The organism is Pantoea sp. Cy-639 (genome assembly GCF_011752525.1).
Lineage (GTDB): Bacteria > Pseudomonadota > Gammaproteobacteria > Pseudomonadales > Pseudomonadaceae > Aquipseudomonas.
The window spans coordinates 383,065-400,283 of sequence record NZ_VWXI01000002.1 but is presented as its reverse complement, the minus strand read 5'-3'; the positions used below and the strand labels follow the sequence as shown (position 1 = coordinate 400,283).

General features: G+C 64.1%; 14 protein-coding genes. 6 read left to right on the top strand and 8 right to left on the bottom strand.

Translation table 11 applies throughout. The annotated features are described in order from the left end of the window. Nucleotides 1-51 precede the first annotated feature (51 nt). Complete coding sequence (locus tag F3J43_RS04105) at nucleotides 52-2,643, bottom strand: glycosyltransferase (RefSeq protein ID WP_166883545.1); 2,592 nt, start codon at nucleotides 2,641-2,643, stop codon at nucleotides 52-54. Nucleotides 2,644-2,877: 234 nt separating this feature from the next. Here F3J43_RS04105 and tcdA point away from each other — a divergent pair, with 234 nt between their 5' ends. Then, nucleotides 2,878-3,687 carry a tRNA cyclic N6-threonylcarbamoyladenosine(37) synthase TcdA gene (gene tcdA, locus F3J43_RS04100; RefSeq protein WP_166883544.1) on the top strand — a complete coding sequence of 270 codons (810 nt, stop codon included), beginning with the start codon at nucleotides 2,878-2,880 and terminating at the stop codon, nucleotides 3,685-3,687. 43 nt (nucleotides 3,688-3,730) lie between these two features. Here tcdA and F3J43_RS04095 read toward each other — a convergent pair whose 3' ends face one another. From F3J43_RS04095 to F3J43_RS04080, 4 genes are all read right to left on the bottom strand, one after another. Further along, nucleotides 3,731-4,135 carry a SufE family protein gene (locus F3J43_RS04095; protein ID WP_166883543.1) on the bottom strand — a complete coding sequence of 135 codons (405 nt, stop codon included), beginning with the start codon at nucleotides 4,133-4,135 and terminating at the stop codon, nucleotides 3,731-3,733. Beyond that, entirely contained in the window at nucleotides 4,132-5,337 is a 1,206-nt protein-coding gene (locus F3J43_RS04090; RefSeq protein ID WP_166883542.1) for a cysteine desulfurase, read from the bottom strand. Before F3J43_RS04090 ends, F3J43_RS04095 begins: the two co-directional genes overlap by 4 nt. A 78-nt stretch (nucleotides 5,338-5,415) precedes the next feature. Continuing rightward, nucleotides 5,416-6,450: a 2,3,4,5-tetrahydropyridine-2,6-dicarboxylate N-succinyltransferase gene (gene dapD, locus F3J43_RS04085; RefSeq protein WP_166883541.1), complete on the bottom strand. Its 1,035-nt coding sequence runs from the start codon at nucleotides 6,448-6,450 to the stop codon at nucleotides 5,416-5,418. 42 nt (nucleotides 6,451-6,492) lie between these two features. Further along, nucleotides 6,493-6,840: an ArsC family reductase gene (locus tag F3J43_RS04080; protein ID WP_166883540.1), complete on the bottom strand. Its 348-nt coding sequence runs from the start codon at nucleotides 6,838-6,840 to the stop codon at nucleotides 6,493-6,495. A 283-nt stretch (nucleotides 6,841-7,123) separates the two neighbouring features. Here F3J43_RS04080 and F3J43_RS04075 point away from each other — a divergent pair, with 283 nt between their 5' ends. Next, on the top strand, nucleotides 7,124-8,770 hold the full coding sequence (locus tag F3J43_RS04075) for a Na+/H+ antiporter (RefSeq protein ID WP_166883539.1): 1,647 nt from the start codon (nucleotides 7,124-7,126) through the stop codon (nucleotides 8,768-8,770). A 98-nt stretch (nucleotides 8,771-8,868) separates the two neighbouring features. On the opposite strand, the gene dapC is transcribed toward F3J43_RS04075, so the two are convergent. From dapC to map, 3 genes are read right to left on the bottom strand one after another with little or no spacing between them, the layout of a single operon-like run. Beyond that, on the bottom strand, nucleotides 8,869-10,065 hold the full coding sequence (dapC, locus tag F3J43_RS04070) for a succinyldiaminopimelate transaminase (RefSeq protein WP_166883538.1): 1,197 nt from the start codon (nucleotides 10,063-10,065) through the stop codon (nucleotides 8,869-8,871). Nucleotides 10,066-10,086: 21 nt separating this feature from the next. Next, nucleotides 10,087-12,786: a [protein-PII] uridylyltransferase gene (locus F3J43_RS04065; protein ID WP_166883537.1), complete on the bottom strand. Its 2,700-nt coding sequence runs from the start codon at nucleotides 12,784-12,786 to the stop codon at nucleotides 10,087-10,089. Nucleotides 12,787-12,811: 25 nt separating this feature from the next. Then, entirely contained in the window at nucleotides 12,812-13,594 is a 783-nt protein-coding gene (map, locus tag F3J43_RS04060; RefSeq protein WP_166883536.1) for a type I methionyl aminopeptidase, read from the bottom strand. Between the two features lie 359 nt (nucleotides 13,595-13,953). Between map and rpsB the strand changes: the two genes are divergently transcribed. From rpsB to frr, 4 genes are all read left to right on the top strand, one after another. Further along, nucleotides 13,954-14,691 carry a 30S ribosomal protein S2 gene (gene rpsB, locus F3J43_RS04055; RefSeq protein WP_166883535.1) on the top strand — a complete coding sequence of 246 codons (738 nt, stop codon included), beginning with the start codon at nucleotides 13,954-13,956 and terminating at the stop codon, nucleotides 14,689-14,691. A gap of 185 nt (nucleotides 14,692-14,876) precedes the next feature. After that, nucleotides 14,877-15,740: a translation elongation factor Ts gene (gene tsf / locus F3J43_RS04050; RefSeq protein WP_166883534.1), complete on the top strand. Its 864-nt coding sequence runs from the start codon at nucleotides 14,877-14,879 to the stop codon at nucleotides 15,738-15,740. 180 nt (nucleotides 15,741-15,920) lie between these two features. After that, on the top strand, nucleotides 15,921-16,664 hold the full coding sequence (gene pyrH / locus F3J43_RS04045) for a UMP kinase (RefSeq protein WP_166883533.1): 744 nt from the start codon (nucleotides 15,921-15,923) through the stop codon (nucleotides 16,662-16,664). After that, nucleotides 16,661-17,218 (top strand): ribosome recycling factor, encoded by a 558-nt coding sequence (gene frr / locus F3J43_RS04040; RefSeq protein WP_166883532.1) that lies wholly within the window; start codon nucleotides 16,661-16,663, stop codon nucleotides 17,216-17,218. The genes pyrH and frr overlap by 4 nt, the downstream gene beginning before the upstream one ends. Nucleotide 17,219 lies beyond the last annotated feature (1 nt).

Here is a 17,219-nt window from a genome sequence, read left to right as displayed (position 1 = left end):
GCGGGCTTGTGCCACGAATCGATCGCGGGGCAAGCCCGCTCCCACGCGTACTCAGACGGTTTGTGTTGCGGCGGGTTTGTCCGCCGGCCTGGGCAGCGACGACAGCAACGCCATCACCAGCGCCGCGACATAAGGCAGCGACTGCACCAACAGCATGGCAACCCAGAAACGCATGTCCGAACTCGGCAGCCCCTGTACCAGATAGATGCCCAGCGCCGCGCCCCACAACAGCAGCATGATGAACAGCTCTTCGCGCGCTTCGGCGATCGCCACCAGCAGGCCATGGCTGTCGGCGTTCTTTGGCGTGCGGAAGAACGGCATGCTGCTGGTGAAGAAGCCGTACAGCACCGCCTTGGCAATGGTATGCGACAGCGCCAGCCCCGCCAGCGCCGCGGCAAAGGCATCCTTGAGGTCGACGCCCACCGCGCGGCGGTAAAGGAACAGGATCTTGCCGACCTTGAAGAAGAACAGCGCCAGCGGCGGGATGGCGAACATCATCAGTGGCGGATCGACCCGGTGCGGCACGATGATCATCGCCGCCGACCACAGCAGTGCACCGACGGTGAAGAAGATGTTCATGCCGTCGGCGATCCATGGCAGCCAGCCGGCCAGGAAATGATAGCGCTGGCCGCGGGTCAGTTCGCTGCCCTTGCCGCGCAGCAGGGCGGCGGCATGGTGCTTGATGATCTGGATGGCGCCATAGGCCCAGCGGAAGCGCTGCTTCTTGAAGTCGATGAAGGTGTCGGGCATCAGGCCCTTGCCGTAGCTGTTGTGGGCGTAGGCGGCCGACAGGCCCTTTTCGAACACCCGCAGGCCCAGTTCGGCGTCCTCGCAGATGCACCACTCGGCCCAGCCCAGTTCCTCGAGCACGCTGCGCCGAGTCATGGTCATGGTGCCGTGCTGGATGATCGCGTCACGGTCGTTGCGGGTGACCATGCCGATGTGGAAGAACCCCTTGTACTCGCTGTAGCACAGCTTCTTGAAGGTGCTTTCGTGCTGGTCGCGGTAGTCTTGCGGCGACTGCACCACGGCGATCTTCGGGTCGGCGAAGTGCGGCACCATGTGCTTGAGCCAGTTGCGGTCGACGCAGTAGTCCGAGTCGATCACCGCGATCACCTCGGCATCCTTGGCCGTGTGCGGGATCAGGTAGTTCAGCGCGCCGCCCTTGAAGCCGGCCAGAGGTGCGACGTGGAAGAACTTGAAACGCTCGCCCAGCTTCTCGCAATGGGCCTTCAACGGCTCCCACACGGCCGGGTCCTTGGTGTTGTTGTCGATCACCAGCACTTCGTAGTCGGGGTAGTCCAATGCGGCGAGGGCGTCGAGGGTCTGTTTCACCATCTCGGGTGGCTCGTTGTAGCACGGCACATGCACCGAGACCTTCGGGCGGTAGGCGCTGTCGGCCTGCACTGGCAGGAACTCCCGACGCCGCTTGTGAATCCACACCGCTTCGGCCAGTTCATGGGCTTCGGTCATCAGCACGATGAACACGCCCAGCGCGCCGAGCGCCAGCAGCACGCCCACGGTGAGGCTGAACCAGGTGCTGTATTGCTGGCTGTAGTCGTAGGCGATCCACACCAGCATCGATCCGCCGAGGAAGGTGACGAAGGTGAGGAAGGTACGCCCGCGCTGGCGCAGCGCCGAGCCGTCGATCAGCAGCACGGTCAGGGCGATCATCGCCAGCACCACCGAGGCCACGGCCAGGGCGCGCCACTGCGGGATCGCCACGATTGGCCCCTCGAAGTTGAATTTCTGCTGGCGCTCGGCGTTGTACACGCCCCAGTAGGCGCCCACCGAACCTTCGTCGCTGGCTTTCCACGGCTGGTCGTAGGCTTCGATGACGAAATAGTTGTAGCCGCGACGGTTGAGGGTGTTGACCAGGGTGCGCAGGTAGATCGCCTGGTCGGCCTGGGTGGCGTCGGCACCGCCGCGCATGCGGCCGTTGCTCGGCCAACCCACCTCCGAGAGCAGCAGCGGCTTGCGTGGGAACTGCTTGCGCAGGTCGCGGGCGCGGTCGAGGACGAACTGCACCGAATCCTTCATCGGCACGAACTCCCAGTAGGGCAGGATGTGCGCGGCGATCAGGTCGACGTGCTTGGCCAGTTCCGGGTGTTCCTTCCAGATATGCCATTGTTCGCTGGTGGTCACCGGCACCTTGACCGCTGCGCGGACCCGGTCCAGGTAGCCGATCAGTTGCTCGGCGGTGACCTCTTCGCGGAACAGCGCCTCGTTGCCGACCACCACCCGCACCACGCTGCGCGAGGTATTGGCCAGGCCGATGGCCTTTTCGATCTCACGCTCGTTGCGCTCCAGGTCGTTGCTGATCCAGATGCCCAGGGTGACCCGCAGGCCGAATTCCTCGGCCAGGCGCGGTACTTCGGCCTGGGTACCTTCGACGGTATAGATGCGGATGTTGTCGGTCAGCTTGTTCAACTGCTCCAGGTCCTGGCGGATCTCGTCTTCGCTCGGGTACTGGCCTTTTTGCGGGCTCTGGCCCAGGCGGAACGGCGAATAGGAGAAGCCGGAGATCTGGTCCGGCCAGGCGGGAGCGGAAACTGGGCGGTTGATCAGGGCCCAGAACCCGGTGAACAGCGCGGCGATGGCCAGGACCACCACCAGGTTGAGGCCGAATTTGCGTGATGACATAGGTGCTCGAATTTCCGAAGGGGAGCGGGGCGGGACCGTCAGGGCGTTACACTGCCGGAACGGGCACCGTGTTGGATCGGTGCCTGGGGCTGAAGTTCTGAACCCGCTCGATTGTCGTCCAGATCTGTTTGCTTGATAGGACATTAAAGCAGTCTTGGTAGGACTCTTTCCAACGGCAGTCCGCAATCAGGCGGCTTGGCTTATAATGCGCGGCGTTTTTTTCGAGGTTGAGTCATGAGCACAGAAGATCCACGCTTCGCCGGCGTCGCCCGTTTGTACGGCGACCAGGGCTTGCAACGCTTGCGCCAGGCCCATGTGGCGATCGTCGGTATTGGCGGGGTCGGCTCGTGGGCGGCCGAGGCCATGGCCCGTAGCGGTGTGGGTGAGATCACCCTGTTCGATCTCGACGACGTCTGCGTGAGCAACACCAACCGCCAGGCCCATGCCCTCGAAGGCCAGGTCGGCCGGGCCAAGGTCGAGGTGATGGCCGAGCGCCTGCGCGCCATCAACCCTGCCTGCACGGTGCATGCGGTGGCTGACTTCGTCACCCGCGAGACCATGGCCGAGTACATCAGCGAAGAGATGGACTGCGTCATCGACTGCATCGACAGCGTAATGGCCAAGGCCGCGCTGATCGCCTGGTGCCGTCGACGCAAGATCGCCATCATCACCACTGGTGGTGCGGGCGGGCAGATCGACCCGACGCAGATCCAGCTGGGTGATCTGAACAAGACCTTCAATGACCCGTTGGCCTCGCGGGTACGTTCGACCTTGCGTCGGGACTACAACTTCTCGCGCAACACCAGCCGCAACTATGGTGTGCCGTGCGTATTCTCCAGCGAGCAACTGCGCTATCCCAAGGGGGATGGCAGTGTGTGCCTGCAGAAGAGTTTCGTCGGCGAGGGCGTACGCCTGGACTGCGCGGGAGGTTTTGGCGCGGTGATGATGGTCACCGCCACCTTCGGCATGGTGGCGGCGAGCAAGGCAGTGGAAAAACTGGTGGCCGGCGCGCGGCGGCCTTCGGAGCGGGCCAGGCCCGAGTGAAGCATCGCGGGGCAAACCCGCTCCCACGGGCCCCGCGATGCAATCAGTGCTGTAGCTCGGCCATGCGCAGCAACACGGCATGCAAACCATTGCTGCGCGACGGCGAAAGCTGACGTTCCAGCCCCAACTGGGTGAACCATGCACCCAGATCCAGCCCGGCTAGCTCTTCACTGGGCAAGCCCTGCACCCGCACCAGCAACAACGCCAGCAACCCGCGCAGCAGCCGCGCATCACTGGTCGCCTTGAACCGCCACCGGCCCTCGACCTGCTGCGCCACCAGCCACACCAGGCTCTCGCAGCCGTGCACCCGGTTGGTTTCGGTCTTGTCGTTGTCATCCAGCGGCTCCAGCCGTTCGCCCCACTGCATCAGCAAACGCGCGCGCTGTTCCCAGCCTCGGGCTTGTTCAAAAAGCTCCAGCGCCTGACTGGCTTCTGGCGACAGGCTCATCGCAGCAGCTCCAGGCCCTGGTCGAGCGCGTCGAAGAAGCGTTGCAAGTCATCGCTGTCGGAATAGAGACCGAGGGAGACGCGGATCGCCCCGTCCAAGCCCAGCCCCTTGAGCAATGGCATGGCGCAGTGCTGCCCGGCACGCACGGCAATCCCTTGTTCGGTCAGCAGGTGGGCGATATCGGCGTTGTGCACGCTGTCAATGACGAAACTGGCCAGTGCCGTTTGCGGCGAGCCCAGCACACGGACACCCTCGCGATCGGCCAGGCCGCGCAGCAGGTGCTGGTGCAGGTTGGCTTCATGGTTGGCCACGGCATTGGCGTCGAGGCTGGCCAGGTAATCCAGGCTGGCGCCCAGCCCGATCACCCCGGCGATCGGTGGGGTGCCGGCCTCGAAGCCCAGGGGGGCGGGACGGAAGCTGGCATCGTGGTAGTCAGCCAATTGCACCATCTCGCCGCCGAACTGCCAGTGTCGCAGCCTCGCCAGCGCCTGTGGTTGGCCATACAGCACGCCGACACCTTCCGGGCCGTAGAGCTTGTGGCTGGAGAACACATAGAAGTCGCAGCCGAGTTGCCGCACGTCATGACGGCCATGGACCACGCCCTGGGCGCCGTCGACCACGCTCAAGGCACCCTGGGCACGGGCATGGGCCAGCAACGGCGCCAACGGTTGCCAGGTGCCGAGCACGTTGGACAGCTGGCTGACGGCCAGCAGGCGGGTACGTGGGCCGATCAGTTGCAGGGCCTGCTCCAGGTCGACATGACCATGGTCGTTCACCGGCAGGACCACCAGGCGCAGATTGCGGCGCAGGGCCAGTTGCTGCCAGGGCAGCAGGTTGGCGTGGTGTTCCAGGGCGCTGACGGCAATCTCGTCACCTGCCTCGAAATGGTGCTCCAGGCCATAGGCCAGCAGATTGAGCGCCGAGGTGGCGCCATGGGTGAAGACAACCTGTCGGGCGTCCTCGGCGTTGAGCCAGGCGGCGACCTTGTCACGCGTGCCTTCGAAGGCCTGGGTCGCCAGTGCGCCGGGCAAGTGCTGGGCGCGATGCACGTTGGCGGCACCGTGACCGTAGTAGTGGCTCAGGGCGTCGAGCAGGGCCTGGGGTTTCTGTGTGGTGGCGGCGCTGTCCAGGTAGGTCTGGTGCTGCCGTTGCAGGGCGGCGATGGCGGGAAAGTCGGCACGCCAGGGGGAGGGCTGGAACATGTTCGCGGGGCCTGGAATGAAAGATCGGGTCTGCTCGCGAGAGCAGACCCGATCTTATCACTTCACACCTGAGGGTTCTCAGTTGTGGGCGTGCAGTGCCTCATTCAGCTCGATGGCCGACTTGTGGGTCTTGCATTCCACCGCGCCGTTGAGCGAGTTGCGGCGGAACAGCAGGTCGGTCTGGCCGGCCAGGTCGCGGGCCTTGACCACCTTGACCAGCTGGTTGTTTTCATCCAGCAGGTTCACCTTGGTGCCGGCGGTGATGTACAGGCCGGCCTCGACGGTGTTGCGGTCACCCAGCGGGATGCCGATACCGGCGTTGGCGCCGATCAGGCAGCCTTCGCCGACCTTGATGACGATGTTGCCGCCACCGGACAGGGTGCCCATGGTCGAGCAGCCGCCGCCCAGGTCCGAGCCCTTGCCGACGAACACGCCGGCGGACACGCGGCCTTCGATCATGCCAGGGCCTTCGGTGCCGGCGTTAAAGTTGACGAAGCCTTCGTGCATGATGGTGGTGCCTTCGCCAATGTAGGCGCCCAGGCGTACGCGGGCGGTGTCGGCGATGCGCACGCCGGCCGGGACCACGTAGTCGGTCATCTTCGGGAACTTGTCCACCGAGAACACTTCCAGCAACTCGCCCTTGAGGCGCGCTTCGAGCTGTTGCTCGGCCAGTTCGGCCAGGTCGATGGCGCCCAGGTTGGTCCAGGCAACGTTCGGCAGCAGTGGGAAGATGCCGGCCAGCGATACGCCGTGTGGCTTGACCAGACGGTGCGACAGCAGGTGCAGCTTGAGGTAGGCCTCGGGGGTCGAGGTCAGCGCGGCATCTTCGGCCAGCACGGTGGCGACCAGCGGCTTGTGGCTTTCGGCCAGGCGGGTCAGCAGGGCGGCTTGGGCGGCATCCACGCCCTTGACGGCTTCAGCCAGCTGTGCGGCCTGGGTGGTGCTGAAGGCGATGGCCTGGTTGCCACCCTCGTAGCCGAGGATCGGCGCGATGGCGGCGACCAGCTCGGCGGACGGCTTGAGCAGCGGTTGGGCGTAGAAGACTTCCAGCCAGGCGCCCTGGCGATTCTGAGTGCCGACACCGAAGGCCAGGCTGAACAGCGATTGAGACATGCGATTACCTCATGCGAAAAGGGGATGGAGCGTAAGGCGGGATCAGGCCAGCGCGGCGGCGTACAGGTCGGGCTTGAAACCGACCAGCGTGCGTTCGCCGAGGTCGAGCACCGGGCGCTTGATCATCGACGGTTGGGCGAGCATCAGCTCGACGGCCTTGGCCTGGTCGAGGTCGGCCTTGCTGGCATCGTCGAGCTTGCGGAAGGTGGTTCCGGCGCGGTTCAGCAGTACTTGCCAGCCGTGCTCGTCGCACCAGCGGTTGAGGCTGTCGCGGTCGATGCCCTGGGTCTTGTAGTCGTGGAACTCGAAGCCGATGGCGTTTTCTTCAAGCCAGGTACGGGCTTTTTTCATGGTGTCGCAGGCTTTGATGCCGTAGAGAGTGTAAGCCATTGAATGCCTGGGGCTGCCGGGCCGGGCCTGGCGTCCCCGATACTCCTTGAAGATTGGGTGGGGCCGATTATGCGGCATCGATGGGGTTGGCGCCACGGCTGCGGGCCCATCGGCAGGGGAGGAGGGGGGGGCACGGCGCTTCGCGTAGCATTGTGTTACATATTCCCGGGCAGGCTGCGACTATCGTGCAGCGGCCCAAGATAGACGCCGACCGCTAACATATTGTTTCAATGGCGATGTTTCGCCCCGCTGTCGTTCCTCCGATCACACAGGAAACTTGCCGATGCAGTCAGCCTATACCGTCCTTATCCTGCTGATGCTGGTGAGCGTGTCAAAACTGGTGGGGCGCCTGTTGCCGCTGCCGTTGCCGCTGGTGCAGATCGCCGCCGGTGCCTTGCTCGCCTGGCCGACCCTGGGCCTGCATGTGGCGCTGGACCCCGAGCTGTTCCTGTTCCTGTTCCTGCCTCCGCTGCTGTTCGCCGATGGCTGGCGCATGCCCAAGCGCGAGCTGTGGCGTCTGCGTGGGCCGGTGGTGGCGCTGGCGGTGGGGCTGGTGCTGTTTACCGTGGTCGGAGCCGGTTACTTCATCCACTGGCTGCTGCCAAGCATTCCACTGCCGGTGGCCTTCGCCCTTGCCGCGGTACTGTCGCCTACCGACGCCGTGGCGGTTTCGGCGATTACCCAGGACCGCCTGCCGACGCCGCTGATGCACATGCTCCAGGGCGAGGCGCTGATGAACGACGCCTCGGGCCTGGTGACCTTCAAGTTCGCCTTGGCCGCCGCCATCACCGGGGTGTTCTCGCTGACCGAGGCCAGCCTCACTTTCGTCCTCGTTGCCCTGGGTGGCCTGGCGGTGGGCGTGGCGCTGAGCTGGCTGGTGGGACGCCTGCGCATGTGGATGATCACCCGTGGCTGGGACGATCCGGCCACTCACGTGGTGTTCATGCTGCTGTTGCCGTTCGCCGCCTATGTGCTGGCCGAGCGCCTTGGCGTCTCGGGCATCCTCTCGGCGGTGGCGGCGGGCATGATGCAGAGCTGGCTCGACCTGCTGCCACGCCAGACCAGCACGCGCCTGCTCAACCGCAGTGTCTGGTCATTGCTGGAGTTTGCCTTCAACGGCCTGATCTTCCTGCTGTTGGGCCTGCAACTGCCGGACATCATCAAAGCGGTGGTCACCGACGAAGCCGCAGTGTGGCCAACGCTGGCCTGGCGCTGCCTGGACGTGCTGGCCATCTTCGCCACCCTGGTGCTGCTGCGTTTCGTCTGGGTGCAAAGCATCTGGCGCGCCATTGGCGTGGTGCGGCGCTGGCGCGGCAAGCCGGCCCTGGTGCTGATGCCGACCGCTCGCTCCTGCTGGCTGCTCACCCTGGGCGGCGTGCGCGGGGCGGTGACCCTGGCGGGCGTGATGTCGGTGCCGTTGCTGATGGGGGCTGGCAAGGCCTTCCCCGAGCGTGACCTGCTGATCTTCATTGCCGCAGGGGTGATCCTGCTGTCGCTGATCAGTGCCGTGATCGCCCTGCCGGTGTTGCTGCGTGGCGTCACCAAGAGCCCGGACGAGCGCCTGCGCCAGGAAGTGCAGGAGGCCTGGCGGCGTACTGCGGAGGCGGCGATCCATGCCCTGGAGGCCGAGGAGGTGAGTGATGCCAATGCGCCACAGGATGCTGCCCAGGCGACCCTGGCCGCGGAGCTCAAGGCACGCCTGATGGCCGAATATCGGGACGAGCTGGACAGCTACAACGACACTGCCGAGGCCCGCGCCCTGGCCGAGCAGATGGACCTGCTGGAGCGCCGCCTGCGCCTGCGGGCGCTGCGTGCCCAGCGTCTGGAGCTGTATGAGCTGCACCGCCAGCACCTGGTCGGCGACGAAGTGGTGCGCAAGGTGCTGGGCGAGCTGGATCTGAGCGAGGCGAACCTCGGCCAGGTGCGCTAGCCAGAAGCATGGAGGCGCCGGCTGTGCCGGTGCCCTGCGCTGCGACGTTGGTTTCGCCAGCAAGGCTGGCGTCGCTCCGGGTGGGTGCAGCGACGTGTTCAGCGTCGTTGCGTGAAAGCGCGAATGCGTTCGGCGGCTTCGATGCACTCGGCCAGCGGCGCGACCAGCGCCATGCGCACTCGACCGGCGCCAGGGTTCACGCCATCGACTTCGCGGGACAGGTACGACCCCGGCACCACGGTCACATGCTCGGCCTCGAACAGGTCGCGGGTGAAGTCGGCGTCGTTGCCCGGCACCTTGGCCCACAGGTAGAAGCTGCCATCCGGGCGCTGTACGTCAAGCACCGGCTGCAGGATGTCGAGCACGGCGTCGTACTTGGCGCGGTACAGGTCGCGGTTTTCGCGCACATGCGCCTCGTCCTGCCAGGCAGCGATGCTGGCCAGCTGGGTTTGGACCGGCATCGCGCAGCCGTGATAGGTGCGGTACAGCAGGAACGGCTTGATGATCTCGGCATCGCCGGCGACGAAGCCCGAGCGCAGGCCTGGCAGGTTGGAGCGCTTGGACAGGCTGTGGAACACCACGCAACGCTTGAAATCATGGCGACCCAGTTCGGCGCAGGCGCTCAGCAGGCCGGGTGGCGGGGCGTCTTCGTCGAAGTACAGCTCGCTGTAGCATTCGTCGGCGGCGATCACGAAGTCGTGCGCGTCGGCCAGGGCGATGAGCTTTTTCAGTGTGTTCATCGGCACCAGGGCGCCGGTGGGGTTGCCCGGCGAGCACAGGAACAGGATCTGGCAGCGTTGCCAGACCTCGGCCGGTACCGCGTCGAAGTCCGGGTTGAAGCCGTTGCTTTCCAGGCATGGCAGGTAGTGTGGAGTGGCGCCGGCCAGCAGCGCCGCGCCCTCGTAGATCTGGTAGAACGGGTTGGGGCTGACCACCAGGCCGTCGTCGGCGCGGTTGACCACCGCCTGGGTGAAGGCGAACAGCGCTTCACGGGTGCCGTTGACCGGCAGGATGTGGCGCTCGGCATCGAGCCAGCCGGTTGGCACGCCGAAGCGGCGCTCGCACCATTGGCCGATCGCCTGGCGCAACGCCGGCAGGCCCAGGGTGCTCGGGTAGACCGCCAGCTTGTCGAGGTTATCGGCCATGGCCTGGGCGACGAACGCCGGCGAGGCGTGCTTGGGTTCACCGATCGACAAGGCGATGGCGCGTTTGTCGGCTGCCGGTTTCACGGTGCCCAGCAGGGCGCGCAGTTTCTCGAACGGGTAGGGCTGAAGCTGGGTCAAGGCGTGGTTCATCGGCGCAAGGTCTCGTTATCGTCAAAAAGTCATGCGGGTGGGGCTGGCGTCGCTGGCCTGGCCGGCCTGCAACTGCTGGACGATGGCCTCCTGCAGGCGGCTGCACAGCTGTGGGTCGGACAGCGGCTGGTTGTCGGCGTCGGTAATGAAGAACACGTCTTCGACCCGTTCGCCGAGGGTGGCGATCTTGGCGTTCTGCAGCGAGATGTCGAACTCCAGGAAGATCCGCCCGATCCGTGCCAGCAGGCCGGGGCGGTCGGGGGCGGTGATCTCGAGGATGGTCACCGGGCGCTGGGCGTCGTTGAGGATGGTCACCTGGGGCGGGAAATTGAAGTGCTTGAGCTGGCGCGGCACCCGGCGCTGGATGATCGCGGGGTAGTCCTCGGGGGTGCGCAGCGCTTCGGTGAGGCCGTCGCGGATCTGCCTGACCCGCCGCGGGTTGTCGCCGATCGAGCCGCCATCATTGTCGAGCACGATGTAGGTGTCGAGGGTGAACTGGCTGCTCGAGGTGATGATCCGGGCGTCGTGGATGTTCAGGTTGAGCTGCGACATGGCCGCCACGGTCACGGCGAAGAAGTCGTGCTGGTCGGGGGCATAGATGAAGATCTGCGTGCCGCCCTCGAACTCGCGCTGGGTGGTTTCCTTGATCAGTACCAAAGGGCCGCTGTCGGCCGGCTGCTGGAGGATCGCGTCGCTATGCCAGGCCACGTCGGCCGCGGTGTGCTTGAGGAAATAGTCATCGCCCAGTTGCGACCATAGCTGTTCGACATCGTCCGGGTCGGTGCCTTCGCGCACCAGGATGTCCAGTGCCGCGCTCTGGGTCTGGCGAATCTGTTCCTCGCGGTCCAGCGGGTTCTCCAGGCCGCGGCGCAGGGCGCGCTTGGTCTCGGTGTAGAGTTGGCGCAGCAGGCTGGCGCGCCAGGAGTTCCAGAGGCTGGGGTTGGTGGCGTTGATGTCGGCCACGGTGAGCACGTAGAGGTAGTCCAGGCGCGTTTCGTCGCCCACGTGCAGGGCGAAGTCGTTGATCACCTGTGGGTCGGACAGGTCCTTGCGCTGGGCGGTGGTGGACATCACCAGGTGGTTCTGCACCAGCCAGACGATCAGCCGGCTGTCCCATGCCGGGAGCTGGTGGCGTTCGCAGAACTGCTGGGCGTCCACCGCGCCGAGCTCGGAGTGGTCGCCCTGACGCCCCTTGCCGATATCGTGGTACAGCCCGGCCAGGTAGATCAGCTCGGGTTTGGGCAGGTGGCCCATGAGCTTGCTGGCCAGCGGGAATTTCTCCGATACCGGGGTGTACTGCAGCTTGCGCAGGTGCTTGATCAGGTTGAGCGTGTGCGCATCCACGGTGTAGATGTGGAACAGGTCGTGCTGCATCTGCCCGACGATCAGGCCGAACTCCGGCAGGTAGCGGCCGAGGATGCCGTAGCGGTTCATCCGCCGCAGGTTGCGGTGGATGCCGATCGCGCACTTGAACAGCTCGATGAACAGGCTGGTGTTGCGGATGTCGTTGCGGAACTTGTCGTCGATCAGGTGCCGGTGCTCGCGCAACTGGCGCACGGTATCGGCGCGCACGCCCTTGATCTCGGGGTGCTGGGCCAGTAGCACGAAGATTTCCAGCATGGCGAACGGGGTACGCCGGAACACGTTCGGGTTTACCGCTTCTATATAGCCGTCATGCACGCGGAAGCGGGCGTTGAGTGGCTGCGTGGTGCCGCTGTCGTCGGCGAGGATGACTTCCTCGAAGTGCTGGATGATCAGGTCGCACAACTGGCTGATGCTCATCACCACCCGGTAGTACTGCTGCATGAACTGTTCGATGGCGCGCTTGGGGTTGTCGTCGTGATAGCCCAGGAGGCTGGCGATGCTGCGCTGGTGATCGAACAGCAGCCGGTCCTCGGCGCGTCCGGCGAGCATGTGCAGGGCGTAGCGCACGCGCCAGAGGAAGGCCTGGGAGGAGGCCAGCAGCTCGCTCTCGCTCTCCAGCAGGAAGTCCTCGTTGGCCAGGGCGTGCAGGTTCAGCGTGCCGTACTGACGGCGGGCTACCCACAGCACGGTCTGGATATCGCGCAGGCCGCCGGGCGAGCCCTTGACGTTGGGCTCGAGGTTGTACTCGGTGTCGTTGTACTTGTGGTGGCGAGCCTTGAGTTCGGCGCGTTTGGCCAGGAAGAACTCCTTGCTCGGCCACATGTGTTCGGTGCTGGTGGCCTGGAGCATGCGCTGGCGCAGTGGCTCGGGGCCGGCGATGGTACGGCTCTCCATCAGGTTGGTAATGATGGTGAGGTCGGCGCGGGCCTGTTCGGCGCACTCGTCGAGGGTGCGCACGCTCTGGCCGACCTCCAGGCCGATGTCCCACAGTAGGGTGAGAAAGCGCTCGATGGCCTCGCGGTACTGCTCGTGCTCGGCGGCCTCGAGCAGGATCAGCAGGTCGATGTCGGAATACGGGTGCAGCTCGCCACGGCCGTAGCCACCGACCGCGACCAGGGCGATGCCGTCGGGGTTGCCCCAGTCGAACTGGTTCCACGCCTGTTGCAGGATGTTGTCGACGAACCAGGCGCGGTCCTCGATCAGTCGGCGGATCTCGCCGCCTTCCCGGAAACGCTTGTCGAGCACCTCGCCGGCCAGGCGAATGGCTTTCTTGAAGGCGGCGATGGGGCTTGCCTTGAGGGCCAGTTCCGCCTGGAACTGGCCGCGGTCGAACAGCTCGGGATCCACCTGGGGCATCGAGTCGCGTTCCTGTCGAGGAGAGTCAGGCCGAAGTGCGCGGAATGGTGTCGTCCTTGCGCAGGGTGAAGATCTCGTAACCGGTGGCGGTCACCACCAGGGTGTGCTCCCACTGGGCCGAGAGCTTGCGGTCCTTGGTGATGGCGGTCCAGCCGTCGCCCAGCACCTTGGTGTCGGCCTTGCCCTGGTTGATCATCGGCTCGATGGTGAAGGTCATGCCTTCCTTGAGCTCCATGCCGGTGCCGGCGCGGCCGTAGTGAAGGATCTGCGGTTCTTCGTGGAACACCTTGCCGATGCCGTGGCCGCAGAACTCGCGGACTACCGAGAAACCGTTCTTCTCGGCGTGCTTCTGGATCACCTCGCCGATGTCGCCCAGGCGGCAGCCCGGCTTGACCAGCTCGATGGCCTTGTACAGGCATTCCTGGGTGACTGCCGACAGGCGCTCGGCCCACGGTGCGACGTTGCCGACGTGGAACATGCGGCTGGTGTCGCCGTGGTAGCCGTCCTTGATCACGGTGACGTCGATGTTGATGGTGTCGCCGTCCTTCAGGGCCTTGTCATTGGGGATCCCGTGGCATACCACGTGGTTGATCGAGGTGCAGATCGACTTGGGGAAGCCCTTGTAGTTGAGGGGCGCCGGGATGGCCTGCTGGACGTTGACGATGTAGTCGTGGCACAGGCGGTCGAGCTCTTCGGTGGTGACGCCGGGCTTGACGTGCTCTTCGATCATTTCCAGCACTTCGGCGGCCAGGCGGCCGGCGATGCGCATCTTCTCGATGTCTTCTGCGGTCTTGATGGTGACGGTCATTACAGGCTCTCTACGGCGCCGCGGGCGGCGCGAACGAACGGGAAAGGCCGGATTCTACCAGAGCGCGGCGGCGATCTGGCGGGATCCCATGGGAGAATCCCGGCGATCCGGTGGGCTATTGAAGGCATTCTGGCCCCAAAGGCGGGTCGCTGCAAAAACCACTGACGGACGCTGCATCATCCGGGTTCCGTTCGTCCGTGGTCTGTGGTATAACATGCGCCGCTTTCGGAGGAGGTCCTTCGCAAGCTCAAACCCACACACGTGTCGACACGATGGCCTGGGTGCCCCGACTCCTCTTGGAGACGCGGGTTGGTCATTGGGATACGTGGAGGCCCAACCCGACTTATCAAGGAACTATCATGTCCCAAGTCAACATGCGCGATATGCTGAAGGCCGGTGTGCACTTCGGCCACCAGACCCGTTACTGGAACCCGAAAATGGGCAAGTTCATTTTCGGCGCGCGTAACAAGATCCACATCATCAACCTGGAAAAAACCCTGCCGATGTTCAACGACGCTCTGTCGTTCGTAGAGCGCCTGGCCCAGGGCAAGAACAAGATCCTGTTCGTCGGCACCAAGCGTTCCGCCGGCAAGATCGTCGCCGAGCAGGCTGCTCGCGCTGGTTCGCCATACGTTGATCACCGTTGGTTGGGCGGCATGCTGACCAACTACAAGACCATCCGCGCTTCGATCAAGCGTCTGCGCGACCTGGAAACCCAGGCCGAAGACGGCACTTTCGCCAAGCTGACCAAGAAAGAAGCCCTGATGCGTTCCCGCGATCTGGAAAAACTGGACCGCAGCCTGGGTGGTATCAAGGACATGGGCGGCCTGCCTGATGCCCTGTTCGTGATCGACGTCGACCACGAGCGCATTGCCATCACCGAAGCCAACAAGCTGGGCATCCCGGTTATCGGCGTTGTCGATACCAACAGCAGCCCGGAAGGCGTTGACTACGTGATCCCAGGTAACGACGACGCCATTCGCGCCATCGAGCTGTACATGACTTCGATGGCTGACGCCATCATCCGCGGCCGCAACAATGTTGCCGGCGGCACCGAAGTCTACGCTGAAGAAGCGGCTGCACCTGCTGCTGAGTAATTGACGCTTAGCGTCTACTTGGCACGCAAAAAGGGGGCTTGGCCCCCTTTTTGCCACCTTGAAATCCTGCTGTCAGCAACGGCCCCGCATCATGGGCGAGCTGATATAAAAGCAGCGATTTGCAGAATTTAACGCCCGTGAACAGCGGGTGGAATGGTTGAAAAACTTTCCAAGAGGATTTTGAAATGGCAGCAATTACTGCGGCGCTGGTCAAAGAACTGCGCGAGCGTACCGGCGAAGGCATGATGGATTGCAAGAAGGCCCTGGAAAAGGCTGGCGGCGACATCGAAAAAGCCATTGACGACATGCGTGCCTCGGGCGCCATCAAGGCTGCCAAGAAGGCTGGCAACGTCGCTGCTGAAGGCGCTATCGCCGTCAAGACCGACGGTAAATCCGCCGTCCTGCTGGAAGTGAACTCGCAGACCGACTTCCTGGCCCTGCAAGACGACTTCAAGAACTTCGTTGCCGAGAGCATCGAAGAAGCCTTCGCCCAGAAGCTGACCGACGCCGCTCCGCTGATCGCCTCGCGCGAAGCTGCTCGTGAAGCCCTGGTCGCCAAGTGCGGCGAAAACGTCAACATCCGTCGCCTGGCGCGCGTTGAGGGTGACGTTGTCGGCGCCTACCTGCACGGCAACAAGATTGGTGCTGTCGTTGTCCTGAAAGGCGGCGACGTCGAGCTGGCCAAGAACATTGCCATGCACGTTGCTGCTTCGAACCCAGAGTTCCTGGATGCGTCGGAAATTTCCGCCGAGGCCATCGAGCGCGAGAAGAACGTCTTCCTGCAGCTGAACGCCGACAAGATCGCCGGCAAGCCGGAAAACATCGTTGAAAACATGATCAACGGTCGTATCTCCAAGTTCAAAGCCGAAGCCTCGCTGAAAGAGCAAGCCTTCGTGATGGATCCGGAAGTCAAGGTCGGCGCGCTGGCCAAGAAAGCCGGTGCCGAAATCGTTTCCTTCACCTACTTCAAGGTTGGCGAAGGCATCGAGAAGCCGGTTGACGACTTCGCTGCCGAAGTTGCTGCCCAGGTAGCTGCTGCCAAGCAGTAAGACAGCCCCGTCTGTCGCCCCAAAGAGGCTGCCCGCTCACGCGCGCAGCCTCTTTGTCAAAGCGAGGAAAGGTTTGTGAAACCTGGCCTTGCTGGCACCGAAGCGGTGCCGCGCTACAGTTAGCGGGCTGCAAGCAGCTCGCACGAATATCTTAAAAGTACGCCGCAGGAGAGACTCGCAATGGCTCAGCAGGTGAGTGGTCGCCAACCTCGCTATAAACGCATTTTGCTCAAACTTAGCGGCGAGGCCCTGATGGGCTCGGAAGACTTCGGGATCGACCCGAAGGTGCTGGACCGCATGGCCCTGGAAGTTGGCCAGTTGGTAGGGATCGGTGTCCAGGTCGGCCTGGTGATCGGTGGTGGCAACCTGTTCCGTGGCGCGGCGCTCAGCGCGGCTGGCATGGATCGCGTCACCGGCGACCACATGGGCATGCTGGCTACCGTGATGAACGGCCTTGCCATGCGCGATGCGCTGGAGCGTTCGAATATCCCGGCCCTGGTCATGTCGGCCATTTCGATGGTCGGTGTCACCGATCATTACGATCGTCGCAAAGCTATTCGTCACCTGAACTCGGGTGATGTGGTAATTTTCTCCGCCGGTACCGGCAACCCGTTCTTCACCACCGACTCCGCAGCTTGCCTGCGCGCCATCGAAATCGATGCCGACGTCGTGCTGAAGGCGACCAAGGTCGACGGCGTGTACACTGCCGATCCGTTCAAGGATCCCCACGCAGAGAAGTTCGATCACCTCACCTATGACGAGGTGCTCGACCGCAAGCTCGGCGTCATGGACCTGACCGCAATCTGCCTGTGCCGCGACCACAAGATGCCATTGCGGGTATTCAACATGAACAAGCCTGGCGCCCTGCTGAACATCGTGGTGGGTGGCGCTGAAGGTACTTTGATCGAGGAAGGCGAAGCATGATCAACGACATCAAGAAAGACGCGCAGGAGCGCATGACCAAGTCCATCGAGGCCCTGGGTCGCAACCTGGCGGCGATCCGCACCGGTCGCGCCCACCCGAGCATCCTGGATAGCGTCAAGGTTCCGGCCTGGGGTAGCGACATGCCGCTGAACCAGGTGGCCGCGATCACCGTCGAGGACGCCCGTACCCTGAAGATCGTCGCCCACGACAAGAACCTCAGCGCCGCCATCGAGAAGGCCATCCTGACCTCCGACCTGGGCCTGAACCCGTCCAGCGCCGGCACCACCATCCGTGTGCCGATGCCTGCCCTGACCGAGGAAACCCGCAAGGGCTACACCAAGCAGGCCAGCGGCGTGGCCGAAGACGCCAAGGTCGCTGTGCGCAACGTGCGCCGTGACGCCCTGGCCGATCTGAAGAAGCTGACCAAGGACAAGGAAATCAGCGAAGACGAAGAGCGTCGCGCAGCGGATGACATCCAGAAGCTGACCGACAAGTTCGTCGCAGAAGTCGATGCGGCATTCAAGGCCAAGGAAAAGGACCTGATGGCCGTCTAAG